The sequence below is a fragment of the Streptomyces sp. NPDC015532 genome, from assembly GCF_043078065.1.
GTDB lineage: Bacteria > Actinomycetota > Actinomycetes > Streptomycetales > Streptomycetaceae > Streptomyces.
Genome location: NZ_JBIBSY010000013.1, coordinates 235694 through 259302, shown reverse-complemented (window position 1 = coordinate 259302; position 23609 = coordinate 235694). Strand labels below are relative to the sequence as shown.

Below are 23609 nucleotides of genomic sequence, written 5' to 3'. Positions count from 1 at the left end.
CGGCGCTACCGGACCCGGCGGGCGTTCACGCCGTTGGCCTCGAAGTCGTAGACGTACTGGTTGAGCCGGAGGCCGTCGACGGCGCCGACCCACGCGTAGTCACGGCCCTTGCTCACACCGAAGGTGAGGATGCTCGGCGCGTCGCCACCGTCGTCGAGCGAGGTCTGCAGTTCGTCGAAGGTGCACCTGGCGGCCTGGTTGCAGGCTGTCTCACCGCCCGTCAGATACCAGCTGCCGGTCCTGGCGGCGCCGAGGTACCCGCTCCAGCGGTTCAGCGAGGCGACCGGCACCGGGTCGGGCCGCCACACGGCGACGGTGTAGTTGTCCACCGACGAGCTCAGGTTCGGGTCGAGCTCGAACCTGATGCTCGGCAGGTTGGTCCCGCCGAGGCTGCCGTCGTTCGGGTCGCCGTAGCCGAGGTTCTCGGTGGTCTGGAAGACATGGAACCCGACCCGGTCGACCTGCAGCAGATTCTCCCCGACGAAGTCGACCGCGTTGCCGAAGTCCGCCTTCTCCGCGTCGTTGGTGTCCGCGGCGGACTTGCCCGCCACCTCGAAGCCGAGGCTGCCGTTCCCGTAGGGCGGCCTGCCGTTGTTGCCCGGGACGACCGGGCCGAACCGCAGGGCGGCGACGGGAGAGCCGATGGTATTACGGGGGATCACACCCCAGTTTTCCGAACGCGCCGCGTATCGCGTGTACGGGACTTCGTTCGTTACTGGCCATCGCGTTCGTGATAAGGTCTAACCAACTTGATTTCCGCACCCCGACACGAGGAGGCGACGACGTGGCCGCAGAAACCCGGAGCGGGACCGGCCCGCGCGACCGGTTCCGCGCGCAGGTGCGCCAGGAGGTGAAGACGGCGGCACTGCGCCAGCTCGCCGAGGGCGGCCCGGAGGCCCTGTCGCTCAACGCGATCGCCAAGCAGCTGGGCATGACGGGCCCCGCGCTCTACCGCTACTTCGCCAACCGCGACAGCCTGCTGACCGACCTCGTCGTCGAGGCCTACGGAGACCTGGCGTCCGCCCTCGCGCGGGCCTCCGAGACCGGCCCGGCGGACCCGGCCGCCCGGCTGACCGGGCTGGTTCACGCCTACCGAGCGTGGGCGCTGGCCGAGCCGCACCGTTACCGCCTGCTCTTCCGCGCGCCGCTCCAGGGCTACGACGCCCAGGCCGCGAGCCTGGTCGAGGCCGCGCAGCCGGCCATGGCCGTGCTCCTGGACGCGGTGAGCGCCCTGGCCGAGCCGGTGCCGCCGCTCACGCCCGGCGCGGCGGCACAGTTCACCGAGTGGCGGGAGCGGCACGGCTTCGAGGACGTCACGGAGGCGGTCGCCGCGCGCTCCACCCTGCTGTGGGCTCACCTGCACGGCATCGTCACCCTGGAGATCGAGGGCAACTTCGCCTCGATGGGCATCGATCCGTCCTCTCTCTACGAGGCCGAGGTGACGGAGTTCGCGCGCTCGCTCTGAGCGGCCCCCGAACGCTCGCACAAACGCCCCTCGAACAACAGAATGAAAGCCTCGCGCGGGGCTGCCCGCGACCCTCAAGTCGCGTACGGTGTCTACGACTTGACGCCGAAGGGCGACTACCTCATCGGGACCGGTCGCCCACTCCGGGAGGACTGCGGCATATACCAGAAGCATGACCGTATCGGGTGTTGCCAAACCACTTACAGTGCGTCGCGGGCTGTGCAACAGTCGTGATGGTCCTTCCGTCACCGAGGTCGTACCGTCCCCGCATCGGAGTACGTCATGCCACCCCATCTCTCTGCGGACCGCCCCGCCGCCCAGCCGCCCCGGCGCGGCACGGTCGACGCGCTCATCTCGCAGACGCGGCGCCTGCGCGGCGAGGTGGACGCCGTACGGCGTGAGGCACCCGCCGACGAGGAGGACGCGCAGGGACGCTGGCAGCGCGCGCTGTGCACCCTGGCGCTGCATCAACTGAGCGATCTGGACACGCACTTGGCCCAGCTGCGGGACGGACCGACGGAGCTGCCCGACCCGCCCGAGGCCACCGCCGCCGCGCGGACCGCGCCGGACGCACCGCCGCACGGCTCCCTGCTGAGCCGGGTCGGCAGCGCCGAGTGGAACCTGCTGACGGACGAGGCCAGTTGGTCCGGCGAGCTCTACCAGATCCTGGGCCGCGACGCCGCCGCTCCCCCGCTCACCCTCGACGAGCTGCCCTCACTGGTCCTCGACGAGGACCGGCCGATGCTGACGGCGATGGTCACCGACTGCCTCATCGACGCCAAACCCATCGACGGGGAGTTCCGCATCGTGCGACCCGACGGTGGAGTGCGGACCGTGCACATGATGGGTGAGCCCGTGCTCGACGCCGGCGGCAGCACCGCCTCGATGTGGGCCGTGCTGCGCGATGTCAGCGAACTGCGCCGCAGTCAGCGGACGGTGGGCGAGACCCGGGAGTCCCTCCAGCGCCGGCAGCACGTCGCACAGACCGAGCACCGGCTCGCGGTGGAACTCCAGGAGGCCGTGCTGCCGCCCTGGCGCGGCTCCCTGCGTTTCCCGCGCCAGGGACCCGGCGCGCTGGACGTGGCGGCCCACTATCTGCCGTCGTCGACGAGCGCGCTGATCGGCGGCACCTGGTACGACGCCCTCGAACTCCCCGAGGGCGAGACCCTGTTGACTGTCGGCGACCTCACCGGCCACGGAGTCGGCGTGACGTCGGGAATGGCGATGCTGCTCGGTGCCCTGCGCGGCATGGCGGTGGCGGGTACCCGGCCCGGTCAACTCCTCTCCTGGCTCAATCAGTTGCTCGACGCCACCGTTCAGCCCGCCCTGGGCAGCGCCGTCTGCTGCCGCTACCTCCCCGAGACCCGCACCCTGAGCTGGGCGCAGGCAGGACACCCCGCCCCGCTGCTGTACCGCGACGGGACGGGGCGCGCACTGGCCGCACCGGACGGCGTCCTGCTCGGAGCCACCTCCGGCGCGGTCTACGGGCAGGCCGAGGAAACCCTCCGCGTGGGCGACCTGCTGCTCCTGCACACCGAGGGGCTGGTTCCCCGGCGATCGGGCGCCCCTCGCCCGGACGAATCCGGGCGTCAGGGAGCGGTGACGGCCGTCCAGAGGCTGCTCGACCTGGCCCCACGCTTCGGTGAGGCCCGTACGGCCCAGGACTGTATGCGGATGGTTGTCGAGGAATGCGGCGCGACCGAGCGCGAGGACGACGCCTGCGTGCTCATCGCCCGGATCGGATCCTGACGCGAGGAGCGACACGCACGCCGGGAACACCGGAGCCGGACGTGACGGAACCGGACGGGACGGAGAGACGACCGGGACCGGGCTTGCTCCCCTGACGGCGGCTGACGCCGTTGTCAACCGAGCCGCCCCGGCGCGACCGGCGCCGAACACCCGCTCGCACGGGAGACCTGGAGGACCCGGGCCCCCGGGGCCGGCGCCCTAGACTCGCGCGCCGTCGCCGCGCCGGGGCTTGAGCGAACCCTTCGGCAACGCGAGTTTGATCTCCTCACGCAGATCGCTGATCTTCGGATAGCTGGAGTACTGCCCGGTGAGCCGGTACATCTCCCGCAGCCGGTCCCAGGTGCGATGGGAGGAGTTGGCGCCCATCGACGTCAGGGCCAGTCGCGCGTAGCGGTCGGCCTGTTCGGGATCGTCGGCGATGAAGCAGGCCGAGGCGAGCGAGATGTGGTCGAAGATCTTCGACCGGTCCCGGCCCGACTCCCGCAGTTTCAGCGCCTCCTTGGCATGACGCTGCGCGGTCGCCGCGGCGGCCGGCTCGTGCTCGGCGAGCGTGCGGTAGGCGAGCGCCTGCATGCCGTGCATGTCGGCCTCGTCGAACAACTGCATCCAGCTGGGCGGCGGGACGTCACCCCGGTCGGAGACGAACAGGTCCTCCGCCACGCCGAGGGTGCGCCGCATGGCCTGCCCCTTGCCCAGGGACGCCTGTGCCCAGGCCTCGATGGTGTGCAGCATCGCCTGGGTGCGCGGCAGCACCTCGTCGCCGGATCCGGACTTGGCGAGCTTCATGAGGTCGAGCGCGTCGTCGGGCCGGCCCAGGTGCACCATCTGACGGGCCGCCCGGGAGAGCGCCTCGCCCGCGCGGGGCCGGTCGCCGCCCTCGCGGGCCGCGTGGGCCGCGATGACGAAATACTTCTGAGCCGTGGGCTCCAGGCCGACGTCGTGCGACATCCAGCCCGCGAGGACGGCGAGGTTGGCGGCGACGCCCCACAGGCGCCGCTGGAGATGGTCGGGGTGCCGGTAGGAGAGCATGCCTCCCACTTCGTTGAGCTGGCCCACCACGGCCTTGCGTTGCAGCCCGCCACCGCGGGCCGCGTCCCAGGCCCGGAACACCTCGACGGAGCGCTCCAGTTCCTCGATCTCCTGCGACCCGATGGGGGCGGCCTCGTAGCGGTCGAACCCGGCGGGGTCGGCGTGCAGGGGGTCTTCGAACTTCGGAGCGTCGGCAGCGAGGGCCGGATCGTTGCGGAGCCAGTCGTGCATGGCAGGGCTGAGTGCGGATCCCGCGGCGAGCGCGGCACCCGCGCCCACCAAGCCGCGTCGGTTGAGCATGAGGTCCATTCCCGTGAATTCGGTGAGGACCGCGGCGGTTCGGTCGGGCGCCCACGGCACTCCGTCGGGATGTTCCGCACTCCCGGCGGCGCCTTGCCGTTTCCCCGCGCGCCCGTGCCGGACCAGACCGAGGTCCTCGATGGTCACGACACGGCCGAGACGCTCGGTGAACAGAGCCGCCAGCACTCGCGGCACCGGATCGCGCGGGATCTCTCCCATGTCGATCCACCGCCGCACCCGCGAGGTGTCGGTCGCCAGCTGGGGGTGGCCCATGGCCGCCGCCTGCCGGTTGACCAGCCTCGCGAGTTCACCCTTGGACCAGCCGGCCAGGCCGAACAGGTCCGACAGACGAGTGTTGGGTTGTCCGTTCACGTCAAGCCCCCAGGTTCTCGGCTGATTTCGACAGTAACCGCCTGTCAGTTGCTGAGCGACTATTCGCCAGGGTTCGCCAGGGTGCGCCAGATGGTGTGCCAGTGGACGTCGGGTGTCAGGTAGGAACGCGCCACCCCGACCCGGTTGCCAGGGACATTCCCCAGGATGAACCAGGCGGCCGGGGCGGGCAGCGCGGCAACTTGCAGGCACACGAAGGGATCTGTTTCGCCCATGTACACAGCATCGTCCTCCGTGTCCGCTCCGCCCCGGTCGTTGCACTCCCGCCCGGTGGGCAGCGGCCCTTACCTCGACCCCGCTCGTCAGGCGGCCCCCGTGCTCGGTGCCGGCCGGACGCGGCGCGTGCCGGGGCTCGGCACCCAACCGCTCAGCGGGAGACTCGACTTGTCCGGCCCTCAGGGCGCCCAGCTGCGCACGGCGATCGCGTCGGTGCACCGGATCTGTCCGGAGTTCGCTCCGGTCCAGGTGCTGCGCCGCAGCGGACGCTCCGTGCTCCTCGTCGGCACGACGGGACGCAGTACGGCCGTCGCCAAGTGCTTACTGGACCACTCCCCCGTCTGGGCCGAGCGGATCCGGCACGAAATAGCTGCATACCGTCTGTTCGTCCGGCATCGCCCGCCTGTGCGGGTGCCCCGGCTGATCGCGGCGGATCCGGACAACTGCACCCTGGTCATCGAGCGCATGCCGGGCCGGGTGGCCGCGCTCCAGCGCCATCCGATCGAGGCCCCGCCCCGCGCGGACATCCGTGCCGCGCTGAGCGCGATCTGCCGGCTGAACGCCTGGCGTCCGCCGGCCGGGACCTTCAACGCCCCGCTGGACTACGCGGAACGGATCTCCCGCTTCCACGAGCTGGGCCTGCTCACCGACCGGGACATGGGTGACCTCCAGAAACTGGTGCACGGCATCGCGACGTCCTCCGGCCGGCAGGGCATGGGTCAGTTCTGCCACGGCGACGCCCTCCTGTCCAACATGCTCCTCTCACCGGCCGGTCCAGTGCTGGTGGACTGGGAGCACGCGGGCTGGTACCTGCCGGGCTACGACCTGGCGACGCTGTGGGCGGTCCTCGGCGACGCTCCCGTGGCGCGCCGTCAGATCAGCCAGCTCGCGCAGTCGGCGGGTCCGTCGGCCCGGGACGCCTTCCTGGTGAACCTGATGATCGTCCTGACCCGCGAGATCCGTACGTACGAGATGGCCGTGCAGCGTTCCCTGCACGACGCGGCCCCGACGGCAGCCGGCCCCGCCCACCCGGCTGCCGCGCCGTCCGGCGAGGAACAGCGGCTGCTGCTGAGGCGGCTGCACGACGACTGCCAGCTGGCCCGCCGGGCCGTACGCGCGGCGGTCGGCACTCGCTGAAGGGGGGAGGGAGGTCCGCTGTGACGCCGACACACCGGCGCACCGCGGACCTCCCTCACGCACGTCCGGCGTTCGGAGCATTGGTCCACGCCACTGACGCCCCGCAGGCCGGGAGCCCCCCGCCACGAAACCCCCCTCACCCCACGCTGACATGGGAAATCGTCTTCTCCTGGGCATGATTGACGGATCGTCGGAGAGCGGGTAGCACTGACGCGTTCGGCTCTCGCACGCCCCACCGCGCCCCACCGTCCCAGGAGGCTGCATTGCACTGGTCCGCGACAGAACCCCAGGGCACCACCAGGCACAGACGCGCACGCAGAACCGCGGGGGCCGTCGCCTCGGCGGCGCTGCTGCTGCCGCTGCTCGGCGCCGCCCCTTCGAGCCCTGCCGAGGACGTGCCCACGACCCGGTTGCAGCAGGCCTTCGCCTCCGCGGCCGGCGAGTACCACGTTCCGCAGAGTGTGCTGCTCGCCGTTTCCTATCTCCAGTCCCGCTGGGACACGCACGCCGGCGCTCCGAGCGTCACCGGCGGCTACGGCCCCATGCATCTGACCGACGCCCGGACGGCGGTCGCCTCGGCCCCGCATCACGGCGACGGCACGGAGGACGCCCGCGGCGACAGTTCGCGCCGCGCCCTCCTGCCGGACACCCAGGTGCCCGCGGAATCCCGGCTCCCGGCCCGGCTCACCACCCTGACCAAGGCCGCCGACCTCACCGGCCTGCCGGCCCGGCGGCTGCGCACCGACGCGGCCGCGAACGTCGAGGGCGGGGCGGCGCTCCTGGCCGCCGCCCAGCGGGACCTCGGCGAGCCCCTGAGCGACGACCCCTCCGACTGGTACGGAGCGGTGGCCCGCTTCTCGGGAGCGGACGACAGCGGCACCGCGGCGGCCTACGCCGACGACGTGTACGACGTGATGCGCACCGGTGAGCGGCGCACCACGGACGCCGGGCAGCAGGTGACGCTCGCCGCCCGGCCCGGGCTGAGCCCGGACACCGCGCAGCTGCGCCGTGCGGGACTGCGGACGGCCTCCGCCGACGGCACCGAGTGCCCGAGGACCGTGTCCTGCGAATGGATCCCCGCCCCGTACGAGGAGTTCGGCGAGGGCGACTACGGCAACCACGACCTGGGCGACCGCCCCACCGCGCAGAGCATCAAGTACATCGTCATCCATGACACGGAGGGCACCTGGGACGGTGTCCTGAACCTCGTCCAGGACCCGACGTATGTGTCGTGGAACTACACCCTGCGCTCGACCGACGGGCACATCGCCCAGCACGTGAAGGCCAAGGACGTGGCCTGGCACGCGGGCAACTGGTACATCAACGCGAAGTCGATCGGCCTGGAGCACGAGGGCTTCCTGACCGCGCCCGACACCTGGTACACCGAGGAGATGTACCGGGCCTCCGCCCGTCTGGTGCGCTACCTCGCCCGGAAGTACGACATCCCGCTGGACCGGCAGCACATTCTCGGGCACGACAACGTCCCGGGCCCCACGACGTCCACCATCCCGGGGATGCACACGGACCCGGGCCCGTACTGGGACTGGCAGCACTACTTCACCCTCCTCGGGCACCCGTTCCACCCCGCGCTCGGCAAGAGCGGCGGCCTGGTGACCGTCCTGCCCGACTTCGACGCGAACCAGCCGGTGTACACGGGCTGCGTCACGAAGGGCGAGCCCTGCGCCGCGCACGGCTCCAGCGAGGTACGCCTGTACTCCCAGCCGGACGAGAGCGCGCCGCTGGTCCAGGACATCGGCCTGTACCCGAAGGGCGACGCCTCGACGACCGGGGTGAACGACGTCGCCTCACGTGTCTCCACCGGGCAGCGGTACGCGCTCGCCGGACGGGACGGCGACTGGACGGCGATCTGGTACCTGGGCCAGAAGGCCTGGTTCAAGAACCCGCGCACGCAGCCGACCGCGGTGCGGGCGTCGGGGCCGGCCGTGACCCCCAAGGCGGGCCTGGCGGAGATCCCCGTGTACGGCAGGGCGTACCCGGAGAAGGAGGCGTACCCGGCGGGCGTGCCCGTCCAGGCGGTCTCGCCCCTCCCGTACAAGATCCTCGCCGGTCAGCGCTACGCGGCAGGGGACAAGGTGCCCGGCGAGTACTTCTACGCGCCGACCTTCGACACGACACCGCACCGGGTCGTGATCGGTACGGACATGTACTACGAGATCCAGTTCGGGCACCGGGTGGAGTTCGTGCGGGCGGCGGACGTGGACCTGGTTCCGTAGACCGTCCGGCGGTTCGGCGCCGGGCCCGTGCGGGGCGGGCCCGGCGTCCGGATCGCCGAAGACAATGACACCGGCAACCGACCAGGGAAAGTGCCGTCGAGGACAGGTTCGGCCTCGGTCGGACCAGTTAACGACATGTAACGGCGCGGCTGCTCTCCGTGCGCTCTGATGGGCCGTTCACGGAACACGGGACACCCTGGGGCAGGCATGGGCAACTTCGTCAAAGCGACTTCAACGCGGCCGGCCGGTGCGGCGGTCCCTCGGCGATGCGAGTGCGGTGGCGAACCGCGCAACGACGCGCCGGCGGGGGCCGAGGAAAGGTTTCGAGGTCTCCTGGAGGCGGCGCCCGATGCCATGGTCATCGTCGACGGCGCCGGCACCATCAAACTCGTCAACGCCCAGACCGAAGTCCTCTTCGGCTACACCCGCGACGAGCTTCTGGGCCACCCCGTGGAACTGCTCGTGCCGGGCCGCTTCCGCACCCATCACACCTTGCACCGCAACGGATACGCGGACAACCGGCAGGTCCGTCCGATGGGCGCGGAACTCGAACTCCACGGGCTGCGCAAGGACGGCACCGAGTTCCCCGTCGAGATCAGTCTCAGCCCGCTGGAGACCACCGACGGGCTCCTCGTCTCCGCCGCCGTCCGCGACGTCAGCGACCGCAAGGCCGCTGAGGAAAGGTTTCGGGGTCTGCTGGAGGCGGCGCCGGACGCGATGGTCATCGTCGACGACACCGGCACCATCAAACTCGTCAACGCCCAGACCGAAGCCCTCTTCGGCTACCGGCGCGAGGAACTGCTCGGGCACCCCGTCGAGCTCCTCGTGCCCGGCCGCTTCCGCGGCCACCACCACCGTCACCGCAACGGATACGCGGACAACCGGCAGGTCCGTCCGATGGGCGCGGGGCTCGAACTCCACGGACTGCGCAAGAACGGCACCGAGTTCCCCGTCGAGATCAGTCTCAGCCCGCTGGAGACCACCGACGGGCTCCTCGTCTCCGCCGCCGTCCGCGACGTCAGCGACCGCAAGCGCGCCGAGGCGCGGATCAACGAACTGGCCGGTCTCGTGGAGTCCTCGCAGGACGCGATCCTCGCCAAGACGCTGGACGGTCACATCACCTACTGGAACGCGGCGGCACAGCGGCTGTACGGCTACTCGCGTGCCGAGGTGATGGGCAAGCACGTGTCCCTGCTCGCGACCACGGAACGGCGGAGCGAGATCGACCTGCTCCTCGACCGGCTGCGCAGCGGTGAGAAGGTCGAACACTTCGAGACCCTGCGGCTGACCCGCTCGGGCGCGCTGCTGGACGTGGACATCACGCTGTGGCCCACCCGTGACGCGGACGGCATGGTGATCGGCGCGTGCGCGATCGTCCGGGACATCAGCGACCGCAAGAAGGCCGAGGCGGAGCTGACCTTCCTGTACGAGCAGCAGCGGCACATCGCCCTCACCCTCCAGCGCAGCCTCATGGGAACCCCGCCCGCGATCCCCGGTCTGACCACCGCGAGCCGCTACCGGCCCGCCACGCAGGGAGCGGGCGTGGGCGGGGACTGGTTCGACCTGATCCCGCTGGGGGCCGGCCGGGTCGGGGTGCTGATCGGCGATGTGATGGGCCGCGGTCTGGAGGCCGCCGCCGTGATGGGCCAACTGCGGTCGGCCGCGCACGCCTTGGCCAAGACCGGTATGCAGCCTCGGCAGTTGATGCAGGCGCTGGAGGCCGTCGTCGGGGACCTGGATGTGCCCGACCAGCTCGTGACCTGCTGCTATCTGGTCATCTCCGCCGACGCGGGCGAGGTGACGGTCTGCTCGGCCGGGCATCTGCCGACGCTGGTGGCCACACCCGGCGCCGGTGCCAGGCCGCTGGCCGCGCCGGTGAACGCGCCCCTCGGTGTCGGCGACATCCTCTACGAACAGGCGACGTCGCTGATCCCGCCCGGGGCGACCCTCGTGCTGTACACGGACGGTCTCATCGAGACGCCCGGCAGCGACATCGAGGACCAGCTCTCCGAGCTCACCGCCACCCTCGCGGACCTGTTCGTCACCGCGCCCGATCTGGAGGACGCCGCCGACCACGTGCTGCACGCCCTGCTGCCGGACGCCGACGGGCACAACGACGACGTCACCCTGCTGCTCACCCGGCTGCCCGAGGGGCCCCTGGCCACCGTCAACACCGACCTGCCCGCGCTGCCCGAGTCGGTCCCGGAGGGCCGCGCGTTCCTCACCAAGGCGCTGACCGCCTGGGACTGTGCTCCCGCGGCGGACGACGCCCGGCTGCTGCTCTCCGAGATCCTCACCAACGCCGTACAGCACGCGCAGGGGCCCATCGGTCTGCATCTGTGCCGCACCGCGACCGACCTGACCGTGGAGATCAGCGATCGCAGCCCGCATCTGCCGCAGCCCCGGACGGCCGGCGAGGGCGAGGAGTCGGGACGGGGCCTGATCCTGGTCCGCGCGCTCGCCGACAACTGGGGTGTGCGTCCCACCGACGCGGGCAAGACCACCTGGTTCACCCTCAAGCTGTGACGCCGGGCGGGGTGTTGGGCCGCCTCGGGCGGCCTCAGCCCTGCTGGAAGAGTTCCGCCGGGAGCGGCTTCAGGAGCGCGTACAGGTCGTCCGTGATCGGACGGTCCCAGGCGGCGATGGTCACCAGGACGTTGTCGCTGCGGTCGAACTGGACGCAGGAGATACGGGTCTCGGAGAGCTTCAGCCGGCGCACGATCAGGAGGTTGTCGCCCTGCATCACCGGCATGTCCTCGGTCCCGGTGACGGTGACCTCTTCGTGGTTCTCCAGCGCGATGAGGAGCTGGGCCACCTCGAAGGGGACCTCGTTCTCGGCGACGTCCCGGGCCTGGGAGCCCTCGGGCAGATTGCCGATGATCATCGCGGGGCCGCGGCCGCCGAACAGGTCGTAGCGCAGGAAGACGCCCTGGCAGCTGCCGTCGGGGGCGGGCAGCAGGCCCGCACCGAGATTGCCGGGCCAGTCGCCCGGATCCATGGCCAGAACATCGAACTCGGGCCCGGCGGGCGTGGCGCTGCGGCGGCGGAGGAAGGACATGCCGCAATGGTACGTGCACGGGCGCGTACCGGGCCCACGGGAGCCGTGGGTACGGGGGCCGCGGGCGCTCGCGCGTGCGGGGAGCGGAGGACGGCCCGGCGGTGTCAGGAGGTGGCCTGGTCCCCCAGTGCCGCCGGCAGTCCTCTCCGGTCGGTGCCGACCTTGCGGTAGACCGCCGACAGGAGCCGGGCCACGGCGTGCTCGTCGATGTGCAGTTCATCGGCGATCTGGGCCGGGGTCCGGTCCCGTGCGGTGAGCGCGGCGGCGGTGCGTTCGCGGGCGGTGAGGGTGTCCGTCTCGGTGCTGTGCAGCCGGCGCGGCCGCAGCCCCGCCGAGGCCAGCTCGCCGCGGGCGTCCTCGATCAGCCCGTCGGCACCGCACTGGACCGCCGCGTCGAGGCCGCGGTAGAGGTGTTCGGCGGCTTCCCTGGGGCGGCCGGCACGGCGCAGCTCGGTGCCCAGGGCGACCAGGGAGCACGCCAGTTCGTAGGCGGCCGGGGAACGCTCCAGATGACCGACGGACTCTTCGAGGAGCTGGACGCGCTCCGGGCCGGGGGAGACCTCGGCGGCGACGCGCAGGGCCTGGCCGATCGTGGAGGGGGCGCCGTACTGGCGGGCGCGGTTCACCGCTTCGCGTGCCGTGGCGACGGCGTGCTCCGGGGCGTCGTGGCTCTCGGCGCGGGCGAGGTGGAGCTGCCAGGGGCACCAGGCGGGGTTGCGCATACCGCGCCGGTCGAGCCGGCGGCCGGCGGACGTGAGCTCGTCGGCGGCGTCCTTGGTGAGGCCGCGGGCGAGCAGGAGTTCGCCGTACACGGTCTGGGCGTCGGGGAAGGTCACGGCGGCCGAGAAGGGCGCGTGGAAGGCGTAGGCCTCGCCGGTGCGCGCGGCCTCCTCGACCTGGCCCCGGGCGAGCAGGACCTGGATGAGGGTGCCCACGGCGTACCAGTGGACGGGCGTACCGGGCCCGACGCGTTCGGCGAGCCTGAGGCCCGCGCGGACGAAATCCTCGGCCTCGGCGAGACGGCCGCGGCGGAAGCGGACGTATCCGAGGATCGTGTAGCCGAAGGAGAGGTGGGCGCCGTGCCAGCCCTGGGATTCGAAGTCGGCGATCCCGGTGGCGAAGAGTTCCTCGGTCCGGCCCGGACGGTCGGCGTACATGAAGGTCATGGCGACCAGGACCGGGACCTCGAAGCCGCGGTCGGCCTCCGCCCAGCCGAGGCCGCCGGCCAGGGCGCGCTCGGCGTGGTGCAGGGCGACGGGGGCGGGTTCGCCGCGCAGGGTGGCGTCCCAGGCGCGGAGCCCGATGACATAGCGCTCGGTGAGGTCGTGGCCGGTGAGCCGGTCGGCGAGGCGGGCCAGCCGGCGGGAGCGGGCGGGCGAGTCGGGTTCGTCGGCGCGGAAGGCGTCCCACATGAACTGCTCGGACTGCATGCGCAGGCGTACCCGGGTGTCGCCGGTGACGGGGATCTCGCGGGCGAGGGTCTCGGAGGCCTCGGCGAGGCGGTCGCTGTGGGCGAGCACCTGGGAGAGGCGGTAGACGATGTTGTGGCGCAGCTCGGGGTCGGTGATCGGTTCCTCTAGGGCGGCGCGCAGATGGTTGACCGTCGTTCCCGGCTCGGTGAGCAGGGACGCGCAGCCCAGTTCGTACAGGACGGCGGCGCGGTCCTGGAAGGGCGGCGGTTCGCGCAGGGCGCGGGCGAGGTAGCGGCGGGCGGTGTCGGGGGCGCCGGCGCGCTGGGTCGCGCGGGCGGCGGCGCGCAGTTGCTGGACGATCCAGGTGTCGCCGTCCGGGTGGGTCTCCATGAGGTGGCGGGCGGCGGCGGCCGGGCCGAGGCCCTCGTCGATCACGCACCAGGCGGCCTGGCCGTGCAGGGCGACGCGGACGCTTCCGGGGATGTCCCGGTAGACGGCGGTGGCGATCAGCGGGTGGACGAATTCGAGGGGGTCGGCGCCGGTCAGGATGCGGGCGGTGCGCAGGGCGTCCGCGGCGTCGGCGGCCTCCTCGGAGCCGAGGCCCGCGACGGCCGCGGCGAGCGTCGGGTGGATCTCGGTGCCGAGCACGGCGCAGGCCCAGGCGAAGCGGACGGTCGCGGTGCCGAGGCGTTCGAGGCGGGCGATCAGGCCGCTGCCCTTGACGGCGGCGGCGAGGTCGCGCAGCAGATGCGCGCCGTCCTCGGTCGGGGTCAGGCCGCGGTCACGGACCTTGGCGGTCAGCTCGACGGCCTCGAACGGATTGCCCGCGGTGACGGCCCAGCACTCGCGGCAGAACGCGTCGTCGGCCTGGGTGCCGAGGTCTTCCCGGACGAGCCGGGCGACGGCCGCCGCGCTGAGCGGTTCGAGGCCGATGGGGCGCTGTCCGGCGCGACCGGGCAGTCCCCTGAACGCCTCGGCGTGTTCGGGCAGTTCGTCGGGGCGGTAGGCGACGACGAGCAGCAGGGGGAGTTGCTCGGCGCGGGGCGCGAACGCGGCCAGCCAGCTGAGCGATTCGGCGTCGGCCCAGTGCGCGTCGTCCAGGAGGAGCACCATGGGGGCGCGCTGTACGGCGAGGTGGGTGAGCACCCAGTCGAGTCCGGCGCGCAGGCCCTGCTGGTCGGGCGGGGCGCCCTCGGACGGAGCGCAGAGGCCGAGCGCGGGGCCGACGATGGCGTACCAACTCCCCAGGGAGGCACGGAGTTCGGCCTCGGAGAATCCGGCGAGCTGCGGTTGCAGGAGCTGTCGGGCGACGTGGAAGGCGACGCGCTGTTCCTGTTCTCCGCCGCGCGCGCTGAGCACGGTGCACCCCTTGGCCGCGGCGCGCCTGCGGACCTCGCCGAGGAGGGTCGTCTTGCCGATCCCGGCGCGTCCGGCGAAGGCGAGGAGCGCGCCGCGGGAGCGGCCGGGTGGCTCGCCCGGTTCCCGGCGCGGACCGACGAGGTCGATCAACGCCTCGTCTGCGGCCGAGAGTTCACTCTCGCGCTCGAAGAGCGTCCGACGGCTGCGAAGGCTGCGTTGCCCCATGATCACCCCCTGCCACGATCACGCGTCCACGCGGGGAGCGGATGCGCACCGTGACCTCCAGGCACCTCAGCGTACGCCCCGATCATCCACGGGGCAGCCCGTTCGGACGCTCCTGGTCAGAACCTCACGAGCGACGGCGGGGCCGCCGGAGGAACGGACGCCGGGCGGCCTTCCGGGCGCGGGGCCGGGGCCGCCGCCCTCCTCTCGCCGGGGGGCGGGGCCCTGCTGTCGTCGGTTCAGGTCAGGTCGAACTCCCCCTCGCGGGCCCCCGATACGAACGCCCCCCATTCCGCGGGGGTGAAGATCAGGGAAGGGCTCTGGGGGCGGCCACTGTTGCGCATCGCGATGAAGCCCTCGACGAAGGCGATCTGGACATCTCCGCGCCCTCGGCTGCTGGACTGCCACTCGGCTTTGCTGAGGTCCAGCTCCGGCTTGTCCCAGCCCGCGAGCGGGTGCTGCTCGATGGTGCTCTCGGCCACGTCCGTGCTCCTCCCGGTTCGTCGTCCGCGGCCAGCCTAGCGATCGGTCCGTGCCGCGCACAGGCCATGTGAGAGGGACGGTGTCAGGAGGTGGGCGGCGCGGCGCCGACCAGCCACATGGAAAAGAACTGGGATCCGCCGCCGTAGGCGTGGCCGAGCACCCTGCGCGCCCCGTCGACCTGGTGCTCTCCGGCCTGGCCGCGTACCTGGAGGGCCGCTTCGGCGAAGCGGATCATGCCGGAGGCTCCGATCGGATTGGTGGAGAGGACGCCGCCCGACATGTTGACGGGCAGGTCGCCCTCCAGTTCGGTCACGCCCGCCTCGGTGAGTTTCCATCCCTCGCCCTCGTCGGCGAAGCCGAGGTTCTCCAGCCACATGGGCTCGTACCAGGAGAACGGGACGTACATCTCGACGGCGTCGATGTCGCGGCGCGGGTCCGCGATCCCGGCCTGGCGGTACACGTCGGCCGCGCAGTCCTTTCCGGCCTGCGGGGACACGAAGTCCTTGCCGGCGAAGAGGGTCGGCTCGCTGCGCATGGCGCCGCCGTGCATCCAGGCGGGCGGGCGCGGTGAACGGGCCGCGCCCGCGCGGTCGGTGAGGATCATCGCGCAGGCCCCGTCGGAGGAGGGGCAGGTCTCCGAGTAGCGGATCGGGTCCCAGAGCATGGGCGAGGCCTGGACCTTCTCCAGGGTGATGTCGTGCTCGTGCAGGTGCGCGTACGGGTTCTTCAGCGCGTTGCGGCGGTCCTTGTAGGCGACGAGCGAGCCCACGGTGTCGGGTGCGCCGGTACGCCGCATGTAGGCGCGTACGTGCGGCGCGAAGAAGCCGCCCGCGCCGGCGAGCAGCGGCTGCTGGAAGGGGATGGGCAGGGACAGGCCCCACATCGCGTTGGATTCGGACTGTTTTTCGTAGGCGAGGGTCAGGACCGTTCCGTGGACGCGGCCGGCGACGAGGTTGGTGGCGACGAGGGCCGTCGATCCGCCGACGGAGCCCGCCGTGTGCACCCGGAGCATGGGCTTTCCGGTCGCTCCGAGCGCGTCGGCCAGGTACAGCTCGGGCATCATGACGCCCTCGAAGAAGTCGGGCGCCTTGCCGATGACGACGGCGTCGATGTCGGCCCAGGTCAACTCGGCGTCGGCCAGCGCGCGCTGGGCGGCCTCCCGGACGAGTCCGGCGATGGACACGTCCCGGCGTGCCGCCACGTGCTTGGTCTGGCCGATCCCTACGACGGCCACGGGCTCCTTGCTCATCGGGCGTCCCCTTCGAGTACGGCGACCAGGTTCTGTTGGAGGCAGGGGCCGGAAGTGGCGTGGGCGAGCGCCCGGTCGGACTCCCCGCGGTGGACGCGTGCGGCGGCCTCGCCGATGCGGATGAGCCCTGCCGCCATGATCGGGTTGGCCGCGAGGGCGCCTCCCGACGGGTTGACGCGCACGCTGTCGCCGAGCCGCAGCGCTTTGCGCAGGACGACTTCCTGGGAGGAGAAGGGGGCGTGCAACTCGGCCGTGTCGACAGGTCGTTCGAAGGCCCCCGCCCGTTCGGCGGCGAGCCGGGCGGACGGGGAGTCGGTCAGGTCGCGCACGCCGAGGGAGTGCGCCTCGATGCGGTGGTCGATGCCCCGGATCCAGGCGGGCCGCTCGCACAGTTCACGGGCCCGGTCCCCGGCCGCGAGGATCACGGCCGCGGCGCCGTCGCCGATGGGCGGGCAGTCGCCGGTGCGCAGGGGGCGTACGAGGTAGTCGCCGTGCGGCACCGAACCCCTCAGCTGCGCATGGGTGTTGGTGTCCGCCGCGGCGCGGTTGCGGGCGGCGACCGCGGCGAGTCCGGGTTCGTCGGTCTCACCGGCGTCGATGAGCGCCTGTGCCTGGAGTGCGGCGAGGGCGACCGAGTCGGGCCAGAGCGGGGCCACGTAGTACGGGTCCAGCTGGCGTGTCAGGACGTCGCGTACGGAGCCGGGCGAGGACTTGCCGTAGGAGTAGACGAGCGCGGTGTCGGCGTCGCCGGTCAGCAGTTTGGTCCACGCCTCGTACAGCGCCCAGGCCCCGTCCATCTCGACGTGCGACTCGGAGATCGGCGGCCAGGCGCCCACGCCGTCGAGCGCCATGGTGAAGGAGAAGGCGCGGCCCGCGAGATAGTCGGTGGAGCCGGAGCAGGTGAAGTCGATGTCACCGGCCCGCAGGCCCGTCCGGTCGAGGACCTCGTGCAGGACCGGGAGGAGCATCTCCACCTCGGAGACCTCGTCGGTGGTGCGCCGGTGGTCGCTCTGCGCGAAGGCGACGACGGCGATGTCCCTGGCGGTCCCCATCTACAGCATCTCCTTGTACGTCTCGTATTCCGCGTCCGGTTCTCCGGTGGGCCGGTAGTGGTCGGGATGGCGGCCGTCCTCGGACCACACGGGCTCGACGCGCAGGCCCATCCGGACCTCGTCGTAGGGGATGCCGCCGATCCGGCCGTGCAGCGCGAGGCCGGCGCCGTCGAGGGCGATGTGCGCGTATACGTACGGGACTTCGATGTCGAGGTTCTTCGCCTTGATGTTGACGATGCAGTACGTGGTGACGGTGCCGCGCGGGCCGACCTCGACCTGTTCGGAGGTGGCCACCCCGCAGGTGGGACAGGCCCCCTTGGGCGGGACGTAGACCTTGTGGCAGGAGGGGCAGCGTTCGCCGAGGGTCCGCCGTTCGGCGAGGCCCGCGATGTAGGCGGCCTGGGCGCGGCCAGGCGAGTAGACGTAGTCGAGCCGTGCGGGGGCGACGATTCCGGTGACCATGTCCGCGAACCGGCCGTCGTGGCCCGCGGGTTCGCCCGCTGGTTCGTCCGGGGCGCCGTCGTGGGGCTCGAAGCAGGCGATGTCGGTGATCGCGCCGGAGCGTTCGGGGGCCCAGCGGACGCGGACGCGCATCCCGGTGCGCACGGCGTCGGGGCCGGGGGCGTCGAGGGCGTGCAGCAGGCCGGTGTCGGCGCCGTCGAGCCTGACCAGGACCCAGGCGAAGGGGGTGGTGAGGGGCTGGCCGCGGCGGGGTTCGTGGTTCCAGGCCCAGGTGGTGACGGTGCCGGTGGGGGCGACCTCGACGAGGTCGTGTATCTCCTCGGCGGTGACGGGGTCGTACTCGACCGGCGGGACGAGGGTGCGTCCGTCGGCGGTCCGCACGCCGAGGACGACCTGTTCGCGCAGGCCCGTGAGGAAGGCGCTCTGCACGGGGCCGAGCGAGCGGGTGAAGGGGAACTCGACGACGAGGGGGGCTTTGAGGACTTCGGGCATCCCGGATCTCTCCTTCCAACGGCCGGCCGTGCCGTGTCCGCGGGGCGGACCGGTCGCGTCCGGGGCCGGGCTTGCGGGTCAGGCGCGCCGGTAGACGGGCGGGCGCTTCTCGGCGAAGGCCCGGGAGCCTTCCTTGGCGTCGGCGGTGTCGAAGACCGGCCAGCCGCGCCGCAGTTCGGCGGCGAGGCCGTCGGTCTCGGTCAGCTCGGCGGTCTCGTACACGGACGCCTTGACGGCCTCCACCGCGAGCGGGCCGCAGGCGTTGATCTGATCGGCGACGGCGAGGGCCTTCTCCAGCGCCGTCCCGTCGGGCACCACATGACCGATCAGCCCGATGCCCGCGGCCTCCTGAGCGGTGTACGGGCGTCCCGTGAGGAGCATTTCGAGGGCGTGGGTGCGCGGGATCTGGCGTTGCAGCCGCACCGTCGAGCCGCCGATCGGGAAGAGTCCGCGCCTGACCTCGAAGAGCCCGAAGGTCGCGGAGGCTCCGGCGACGCGGATGTCGGTGCCCTGGAGGATCTCGGTGCCGCCCGCGACGCAGTACCCCTCGACGGCGGCGATCACCGGCTTTCGCGGGCGGTGGTGGCGCAGCATGGCCTTCCAGTGCAGATCGGGGTCGGCCTTGAGCCGGTCCCGGTACTGCTCGCCCTCCATGCCCCGGCCTGCCAGGGCCTTGAGATCCATGCCGGCGCAGAAGGCACCACCGGCGCCGGTGAGCACGATCGAGCGGATCGCGTCGTCCTCGTCGGCCTCGACCCAGCCGTCGTACAGGCCGACCAGCATCGGCAGCGAGAGCGCGTTCCTGGCCTCGGGCCTGTTGAGCGTGAGCACCAGTGTGGCGCCTTCACGCCGCACGGTGAGGTGTTCCGTCCCACCCATGGCGTCCTCCCGTCTCGGATGCGAGAACAGGTTGCAGGAGGCGTCGAGCCAGTACAAGGGTTTTCTGACAGACAGTCAGATTTCTTCTGCCGGGACCCTTCCCACTTGGGTCGGGCTTTGCTGAGATGACCGTCGGGTCCGGGGCGGACACGCCCCGGGGCACTGGGCCACGGACGTGCACGGTCAGGAGGAGCGGTGGAGTACAACCTTGCCGACCTGTTCGAGTCGGTCGTCGACGTGGTCCCGGACCGTGAGGCGCTGGTCTACATCGACCACCCGGGCACGGGCGCCGAGCGCCGTCTGACGTACGCGGAGCTGGACGCGGCCGCGAACCGTGTCGCGCACCATCTGATCGACAGCGGGATCCGCCCCGGCGAACACCTCGGCCTGCACCTGTACAACGGCGTCGAGTACCTCCAGACGGTGCTGGCCTGCCTGAAGGCGCGCATCGTCCCGGTCAACGTCAACTACCGCTACGTGGAAGAGGAGTTGGCCTACCTCTACCAGGACGCCGACCTGGTGGCCCTGGTCTTCGACGCGGAGTTCAGCGACCGGGTGGCCGCGGCACGTCCACGGGCACCGCGGCTGCGGCATCTGGTCCGGGTGGGCGCCGCCACACCCGGAGCGGGCGCGGAGGGCCCGGCGGGCTCCGAAGGCGCGGTGGACGCCGTGGACTTCGGTGACGCCGAGGCCGCCGGATCACCCCTGCGCGGATTCGCCCCGCGTTCCGCGGACGACCAGTTCATCATCTACACCGGCGGCACGACGGGGATGCCCAAGGGCGTGATGTGGCGGCAGGAGGACCTCTTCTTCGCCGGGCTCGGCGGTGGCGCGCCGACCGGCGATCCGGTGACCAAGCCGCAGGAGCTCGCCGAGCGCGTCGCGGCCGGCGGTGCCGGGATCACCTTCTTCCCCACTCCCCCGCTGATGCACGGCACCTCCACGCTCACCGCGTTCATCGCCTTCAACTTCGGGCAACGGATCGTGCTCCACCGCAAGTTCGCCCCCGAGGACGTCCTGCGCACGATCGAGAAGGAGAAGGTGACCAGTGTGTCGCTGGTCGGCGACGCGATGCTGCGGCCCTTGATCGACGCGCTGAACGGCCCCCTGAAGGGCACGGACTGCTCCGCCCTGTTCAGCGTGTCCTCGTCCGGGGCGATCATGTCGGACACCGTGCGGGAACAGTTCCAGGCACTCGTCCCGAACGTGATGCTGCTGAACAACTTCGGCTCCTCGGAGTCCGGCTTCAACGGCACCGCGACGGCCGACTCCGGACCCGAGCGCGGATTCCGGATCCGCGTCAACGCCCGTACGCAGGTGGTGGATCCGGTGACGTACGAGCCGGTCGCGGCCGGTGAGCCGGGGCGGGTCGCGCAGCGCGGTCATGTACCCCTCGGCTACTACAACGACCCGAAGAAGACCGCCGAGACGTTCTTCCGCAAGGGCGACGAGCGCTGGGTGCTCCTCGGCGACATGGCCACGGTCGACGAGGAGGGCATCGTCATCGTCCTCGGCCGCGGCTCCCAGTGCATCAACACCGGCGGCGAGAAAGTGTATCCCGAGGAGGTCGAACAGGCCCTGAAATCGCATCCCGACGTGTACGACGCCCTGGTCGCCGGGGTGCCGGACGCGAAGTGGGGCAGTCACGTGGCGGCCGTCGTCCAGCTCCGCGTGGGCGCGCCCCGGCCGTCGCTCGACGACATCCAGACGCACTGCCGCGCCCGGCTGGCCGGGTACAAGGTTCCGCGCCAGCTGGTGATCACGCACTCCATCCAGCGTTCACCGAGCGGCAAGGCCGACTACCGGTGGGCCCGGGAGGTGGCGGTGACCGCGGACCGGTAGCCGCCGGTGTCATCCGGGTGATCCTGTCGACGTACTCTGTGCGCGGTCGGCCTCCGCCGTTGAACCGGAGGTGACGGCCGGCCGTATGGGGGGTGACGGAAAAAGCCTCCGTCGCGCCAGCACCGGGTTACGCACGGAAGGACCTTCGGGTGTCGCACCACACGCCTCCTCGTCAACTGCCGGATGCCGACGCGGGTCCGGACCCCGACGTGACGGCGACGGGCGCGGGCGGAGGGGACTCCGAGACGGCCCAGCGGGCCGGCGCGCACACCGGTTCCGGCCCGGAAGAGCGGGTGGAGGAGGCGGCCGGCGGCGAAGAGCGCCCCGAGACCGCCGTCGAACCCACCGTCCCGCGCCCCGCCGCCCACGACGAGGCCACCACCTCGCATCCGGCCGACGACGAGGCCACCGTCCCGCACCCCGCCGAGGACGAACCCGCCGTCCCGCGGGACACCACCGATGACGAGGACTCCGTCCCGCACGCCACCGCCGAGGGCGAACCCACCGTCTCGCGGAGCACCACCGAAGGCAAAGACTCCGTCTCGCGGAGCACCACCGACGGCAAAGAATCCGTCCCGCGGGACACCACCGACGACGAGGACTCCGTCCCGCACGCCTCCGCCCCCGACGAACCCGCCGCCTCCGGGGACACCGCCGAGGACGAACCGGCCCTCCCACATCCCACCGACGACGAAGCGGCCCCCGGGTCCGACGAGCGGCTTCCGTCCGGGCCCGCGTCCCTGGACGAAGCCGAATCCGCCCCGGACACCGCCTTCGCCGGCCGTCCCGGCTGGTTCGGCTGGCGCCGTCGCCACCCCCGGGCCGCGCGTGCCGTTCGGGTGGGCACGACCGTCCTGGCCGCCGCACTGGTGGTCACCATCCTCATCGTGCCCAACCGCCTCGACTGGATGAGGGTCCAGGCGTTCTTCCGCCTCCCGGTCGAAGCGGTCTTCCTGTCGGCCGTCCTGCTCGTCCTGCCGGCGAGGGCGCGGCGCGTCACGGCCGGGTTCCTCGGGGTGCTCCTCGGGGTGTCCGCCATCCTGAAGTGCCTCGACATGGGCTTCCGCCAGACCCTGGCCCGGCCGTTCGACCTGGTCTTCGACTGGGTCCTGCTGAGCGATGGGGCGGACTGGGTGAAGGACTCCTTCGGGCGCTCGGGCGAAATACTCGCGGTGGTCGGCGTGATCGTCCTGGTCATCGCCGTGCTCGCCCTGAGCGTGCTCGCGATGATGCGACTGGCGAACGTCCTGGCCCGGCACCGCACCGGGGCCGTACGCGCCACGCTCGTCCTCGGCGTCGCGTGGGTCGTCTGCTTCACCATGGGCGTACAGAACGGCGGCGTCACGATCGCCACCAAGGGCTACGCCCAGTACCTCTCCAACCGTGTGCAGTACGTCCGCGACGGCCTCGGCGACGCCGACGTCTACAAGAAGCAGATGGCCGTCGACGCCTTCGCCAGGACCCCGTCCGACCAGTTGCTGACCGGGCTGCGCGGCAAGGACGTGATGCTCACCTTCATCGAGAGCTACGGCCGGGTCGCCATCGACGATCCGGCGATGGGACCAGAGGTCGACGCGACGCTCAAGGAGGGCAACGCGAGGCTCGAGGCGGCCGGCTTCTCGGCGCGCAGCGGCTGGCTCAAGTCGCCGGTGACGGGCGCCGGCAGCTGGCTCGCCCACTCGACGTTCCTGTCCGGCACGTGGGTCAAGAACCAGCAGCGGTACCGGTCCCTGACCACCAGCGACCGCGCGACCCTCACCAGCTACTTCCAGAAGACCGGCGCGTGGCGCACGGTCGGCATCGTCCCGGGCGTGCGCAAGGCCTGGCCCGAGGGCAAGTATTTCGGCCTCGACCACATCTACGACTCGACGCACCTCGGCTACCAGGGCCCGTACTTCAGCTGGACGCCGGTGCCGGACCAGTTCAGCCTGGAGTCCTTCCAGAAGCTGGAGCACGGCAAGAAGAACCGCGACCCGATCATGGCCGAGATCATCCTCGCCTCCAGCCACAACCCCTGGTCCCCCATCGCCCACACGATCGACTGGAAGGACCTCGGGGACGGCAAGATCTTCTACAAGATCAAGAAGGAGGGCACGAACCCCACGGAGGTCTGGAAGAGCTCCAAGCGGGTGCGGACCGAGTACCGCAAGGCCATCCAGTACTCCCTGGACAGCCTGACCCAGTGGGTCCAGCGCTACGGCGACGACAACACCGTCCTCGTCTTCCTCGGCGACCACCAGCCCGTCCCGACGGTCACGGGGGGCAGCACCAGCAAGGACGTGCCCGTCACCATCGTCGCCCGCGACCCGAAGGTGCTGGACCGCGTGTCCGACTGGGGCTGGACGGACGGGCTCAAGCCCGCGGCCGACGCCCCGGAATGGGCGATGAACAAGTTCCGCGACCGGTTCATGACGGCGTACGGCCCGAACCCCGGCCCGGGGGCCGCGACCGCGTCGCACTGACCGCCTCACCGGCGGCCCCGAGCCCGGCCGGGTCCTCCCGCTCCCGCGGAGATCCCCGGCCCGCTCCGAACCTCCGACCCGAACACTGCGGGCCCGCGGCCTCCCCGGCCGCGGGCC

At 71.8% G+C, this 23609-nt stretch carries 17 protein-coding genes; 7 read left to right on the top strand and 10 right to left on the bottom strand.

Annotated elements, in window-relative coordinates:
* Positions 1-5: 5 nt before the first annotated feature.
* Positions 6-662, bottom strand: a complete 657-nt coding sequence (locus ACF07B_RS31940) for a hypothetical protein (protein ID WP_392181528.1) — start codon at positions 660-662, stop codon at positions 6-8.
* Between the two features lie 122 nt (positions 663-784).
* Between ACF07B_RS31940 and ACF07B_RS31935 the strand changes: the two genes are divergently transcribed.
* On the top strand, positions 785-1465 hold the full coding sequence (locus tag ACF07B_RS31935) for a TetR/AcrR family transcriptional regulator (protein WP_392181527.1): 681 nt from the start codon (positions 785-787) through the stop codon (positions 1463-1465).
* Between the two features lie 282 nt (positions 1466-1747).
* Positions 1748-3214 (top strand): PP2C family protein-serine/threonine phosphatase, encoded by a 1467-nt coding sequence (locus ACF07B_RS31930; RefSeq protein WP_392181526.1) that lies wholly within the window; start codon positions 1748-1750, stop codon positions 3212-3214.
* Positions 3215-3412: 198 nt separating this feature from the next.
* Here ACF07B_RS31930 and ACF07B_RS31925 read toward each other — a convergent pair whose 3' ends face one another.
* Positions 3413-4915, bottom strand: coding sequence for a hypothetical protein (locus ACF07B_RS31925; RefSeq protein ID WP_328664853.1), 1503 nt, complete (start codon positions 4913-4915; stop codon positions 3413-3415).
* 59 nt (positions 4916-4974) lie between these two features.
* On the bottom strand, positions 4975-5148 hold the full coding sequence (locus ACF07B_RS31920) for a hypothetical protein (protein WP_158997174.1): 174 nt from the start codon (positions 5146-5148) through the stop codon (positions 4975-4977).
* Here ACF07B_RS31920 and ACF07B_RS31915 point away from each other — a divergent pair.
* The 3 genes from ACF07B_RS31915 (at position 5147) to ACF07B_RS31905 (ending at position 11046) form a co-directional block, all read left to right on the top strand.
* Positions 5147-6286, top strand: a complete 1140-nt coding sequence (locus ACF07B_RS31915) for an aminoglycoside phosphotransferase family protein (protein WP_362394122.1) — start codon at positions 5147-5149, stop codon at positions 6284-6286. The genes ACF07B_RS31920 and ACF07B_RS31915 overlap by 2 nt on opposite strands.
* A 263-nt stretch (positions 6287-6549) precedes the next feature.
* Positions 6550-8520 (top strand): N-acetylmuramoyl-L-alanine amidase, encoded by a 1971-nt coding sequence (locus ACF07B_RS31910; RefSeq protein ID WP_392181525.1) that lies wholly within the window; start codon positions 6550-6552, stop codon positions 8518-8520.
* A gap of 207 nt (positions 8521-8727) precedes the next feature.
* Positions 8728-11046 (top strand): PAS domain S-box protein, encoded by a 2319-nt coding sequence (locus tag ACF07B_RS31905; protein ID WP_392181524.1) that lies wholly within the window; start codon positions 8728-8730, stop codon positions 11044-11046.
* Between the two features lie 34 nt (positions 11047-11080).
* Here the strand turns inward: ACF07B_RS31905 and ACF07B_RS31900 are convergent, their stop codons facing one another.
* The 7 genes from ACF07B_RS31900 to ACF07B_RS31870 all read right to left on the bottom strand — a co-directional run bounded on the left by ACF07B_RS31900 (position 11081) and on the right by ACF07B_RS31870 (position 19188).
* The gene (locus ACF07B_RS31900) at positions 11081-11578 is read right to left on the bottom strand and encodes a hypothetical protein (protein ID WP_369480160.1); all 498 of its coding nucleotides are present in this window, start codon (positions 11576-11578) and stop codon (positions 11081-11083) included.
* 104 nt (positions 11579-11682) lie between these two features.
* Complete coding sequence (locus ACF07B_RS31895; protein ID WP_392181523.1) at positions 11683-14574, bottom strand: ATP-binding protein; 2892 nt, start codon at positions 14572-14574, stop codon at positions 11683-11685.
* Between the two features lie 236 nt (positions 14575-14810).
* The gene (locus tag ACF07B_RS31890) at positions 14811-15053 is read right to left on the bottom strand and encodes a DUF397 domain-containing protein (RefSeq protein ID WP_081222806.1); all 243 of its coding nucleotides are present in this window, start codon (positions 15051-15053) and stop codon (positions 14811-14813) included.
* A gap of 83 nt (positions 15054-15136) precedes the next feature.
* Positions 15137-16303 carry a thiolase domain-containing protein gene (locus tag ACF07B_RS31885; protein ID WP_369480158.1) on the bottom strand — a complete coding sequence of 389 codons (1167 nt, stop codon included), beginning with the start codon at positions 16301-16303 and terminating at the stop codon, positions 15137-15139.
* Positions 16300-17355, bottom strand: a complete 1056-nt coding sequence (locus tag ACF07B_RS31880) for a thiolase domain-containing protein (protein ID WP_384235831.1) — start codon at positions 17353-17355, stop codon at positions 16300-16302. The genes ACF07B_RS31885 and ACF07B_RS31880 overlap by 4 nt, the downstream gene beginning before the upstream one ends.
* A complete protein-coding gene (locus ACF07B_RS31875; RefSeq protein WP_392181522.1) occupies positions 17356-18309 on the bottom strand; it encodes a Zn-ribbon domain-containing OB-fold protein in 954 nt (317 codons plus the stop codon).
* Positions 18310-18387: 78 nt separating this feature from the next.
* Positions 18388-19188 (bottom strand): crotonase/enoyl-CoA hydratase family protein, encoded by an 801-nt coding sequence (locus tag ACF07B_RS31870; RefSeq protein ID WP_369480155.1) that lies wholly within the window; start codon positions 19186-19188, stop codon positions 18388-18390.
* Between the two features lie 195 nt (positions 19189-19383).
* Here ACF07B_RS31870 and ACF07B_RS31865 point away from each other — a divergent pair, with 195 nt between their 5' ends.
* Both ACF07B_RS31865 and ACF07B_RS31860 read left to right on the top strand, forming a co-directional pair.
* Positions 19384-21030, top strand: a complete 1647-nt coding sequence (locus ACF07B_RS31865) for an acyl-CoA synthetase (protein ID WP_392181521.1) — start codon at positions 19384-19386, stop codon at positions 21028-21030.
* 149 nt (positions 21031-21179) lie between these two features.
* On the top strand, positions 21180-23492 hold the full coding sequence (locus ACF07B_RS31860) for a sulfatase (protein WP_392181520.1): 2313 nt from the start codon (positions 21180-21182) through the stop codon (positions 23490-23492).
* Positions 23493-23609: the final 117 nt, after the last annotated feature.

What these genes read in the sequence shown, in the direction of transcription:
- ACF07B_RS31900 (WP_369480160.1), bottom strand. Translation starts at nt 11,578, where the DNA reads ATGTCCTTCCTCCGCCGCCGCAGCGCCACGCCCGCCGGGCCCGAGTTC.
- ACF07B_RS31870 (WP_369480155.1), bottom strand. Translation starts at nt 19,188, where the DNA reads ATGGGTGGGACGGAACACCTCACCGTGCGGCGTGAAGGCGCCACACTG.
- ACF07B_RS31885 (WP_369480158.1), bottom strand. Translation starts at nt 16,303, where the DNA reads ATGAGCAAGGAGCCCGTGGCCGTCGTAGGGATCGGCCAGACCAAGCAC.
- ACF07B_RS31905 (WP_392181524.1), top strand. Translation starts at nt 8,728, where the DNA reads ATGGGCAACTTCGTCAAAGCGACTTCAACGCGGCCGGCCGGTGCGGCG.
- ACF07B_RS31930 (WP_392181526.1), top strand. Translation starts at nt 1,748, where the DNA reads ATGCCACCCCATCTCTCTGCGGACCGCCCCGCCGCCCAGCCGCCCCGG.
- ACF07B_RS31875 (WP_392181522.1), bottom strand. Translation starts at nt 18,309, where the DNA reads ATGCCCGAAGTCCTCAAAGCCCCCCTCGTCGTCGAGTTCCCCTTCACC.
- ACF07B_RS31895 (WP_392181523.1), bottom strand. Translation starts at nt 14,574, where the DNA reads ATGGGGCAACGCAGCCTTCGCAGCCGTCGGACGCTCTTCGAGCGCGAG.
- ACF07B_RS31920 (WP_158997174.1), bottom strand. Translation starts at nt 5,148, where the DNA reads ATGGGCGAAACAGATCCCTTCGTGTGCCTGCAAGTTGCCGCGCTGCCC.
- ACF07B_RS31915 (WP_362394122.1), top strand. Translation starts at nt 5,147, where the DNA reads ATGTACACAGCATCGTCCTCCGTGTCCGCTCCGCCCCGGTCGTTGCAC.
- ACF07B_RS31880 (WP_384235831.1), bottom strand. Translation starts at nt 17,355, where the DNA reads ATGGGGACCGCCAGGGACATCGCCGTCGTCGCCTTCGCGCAGAGCGAC.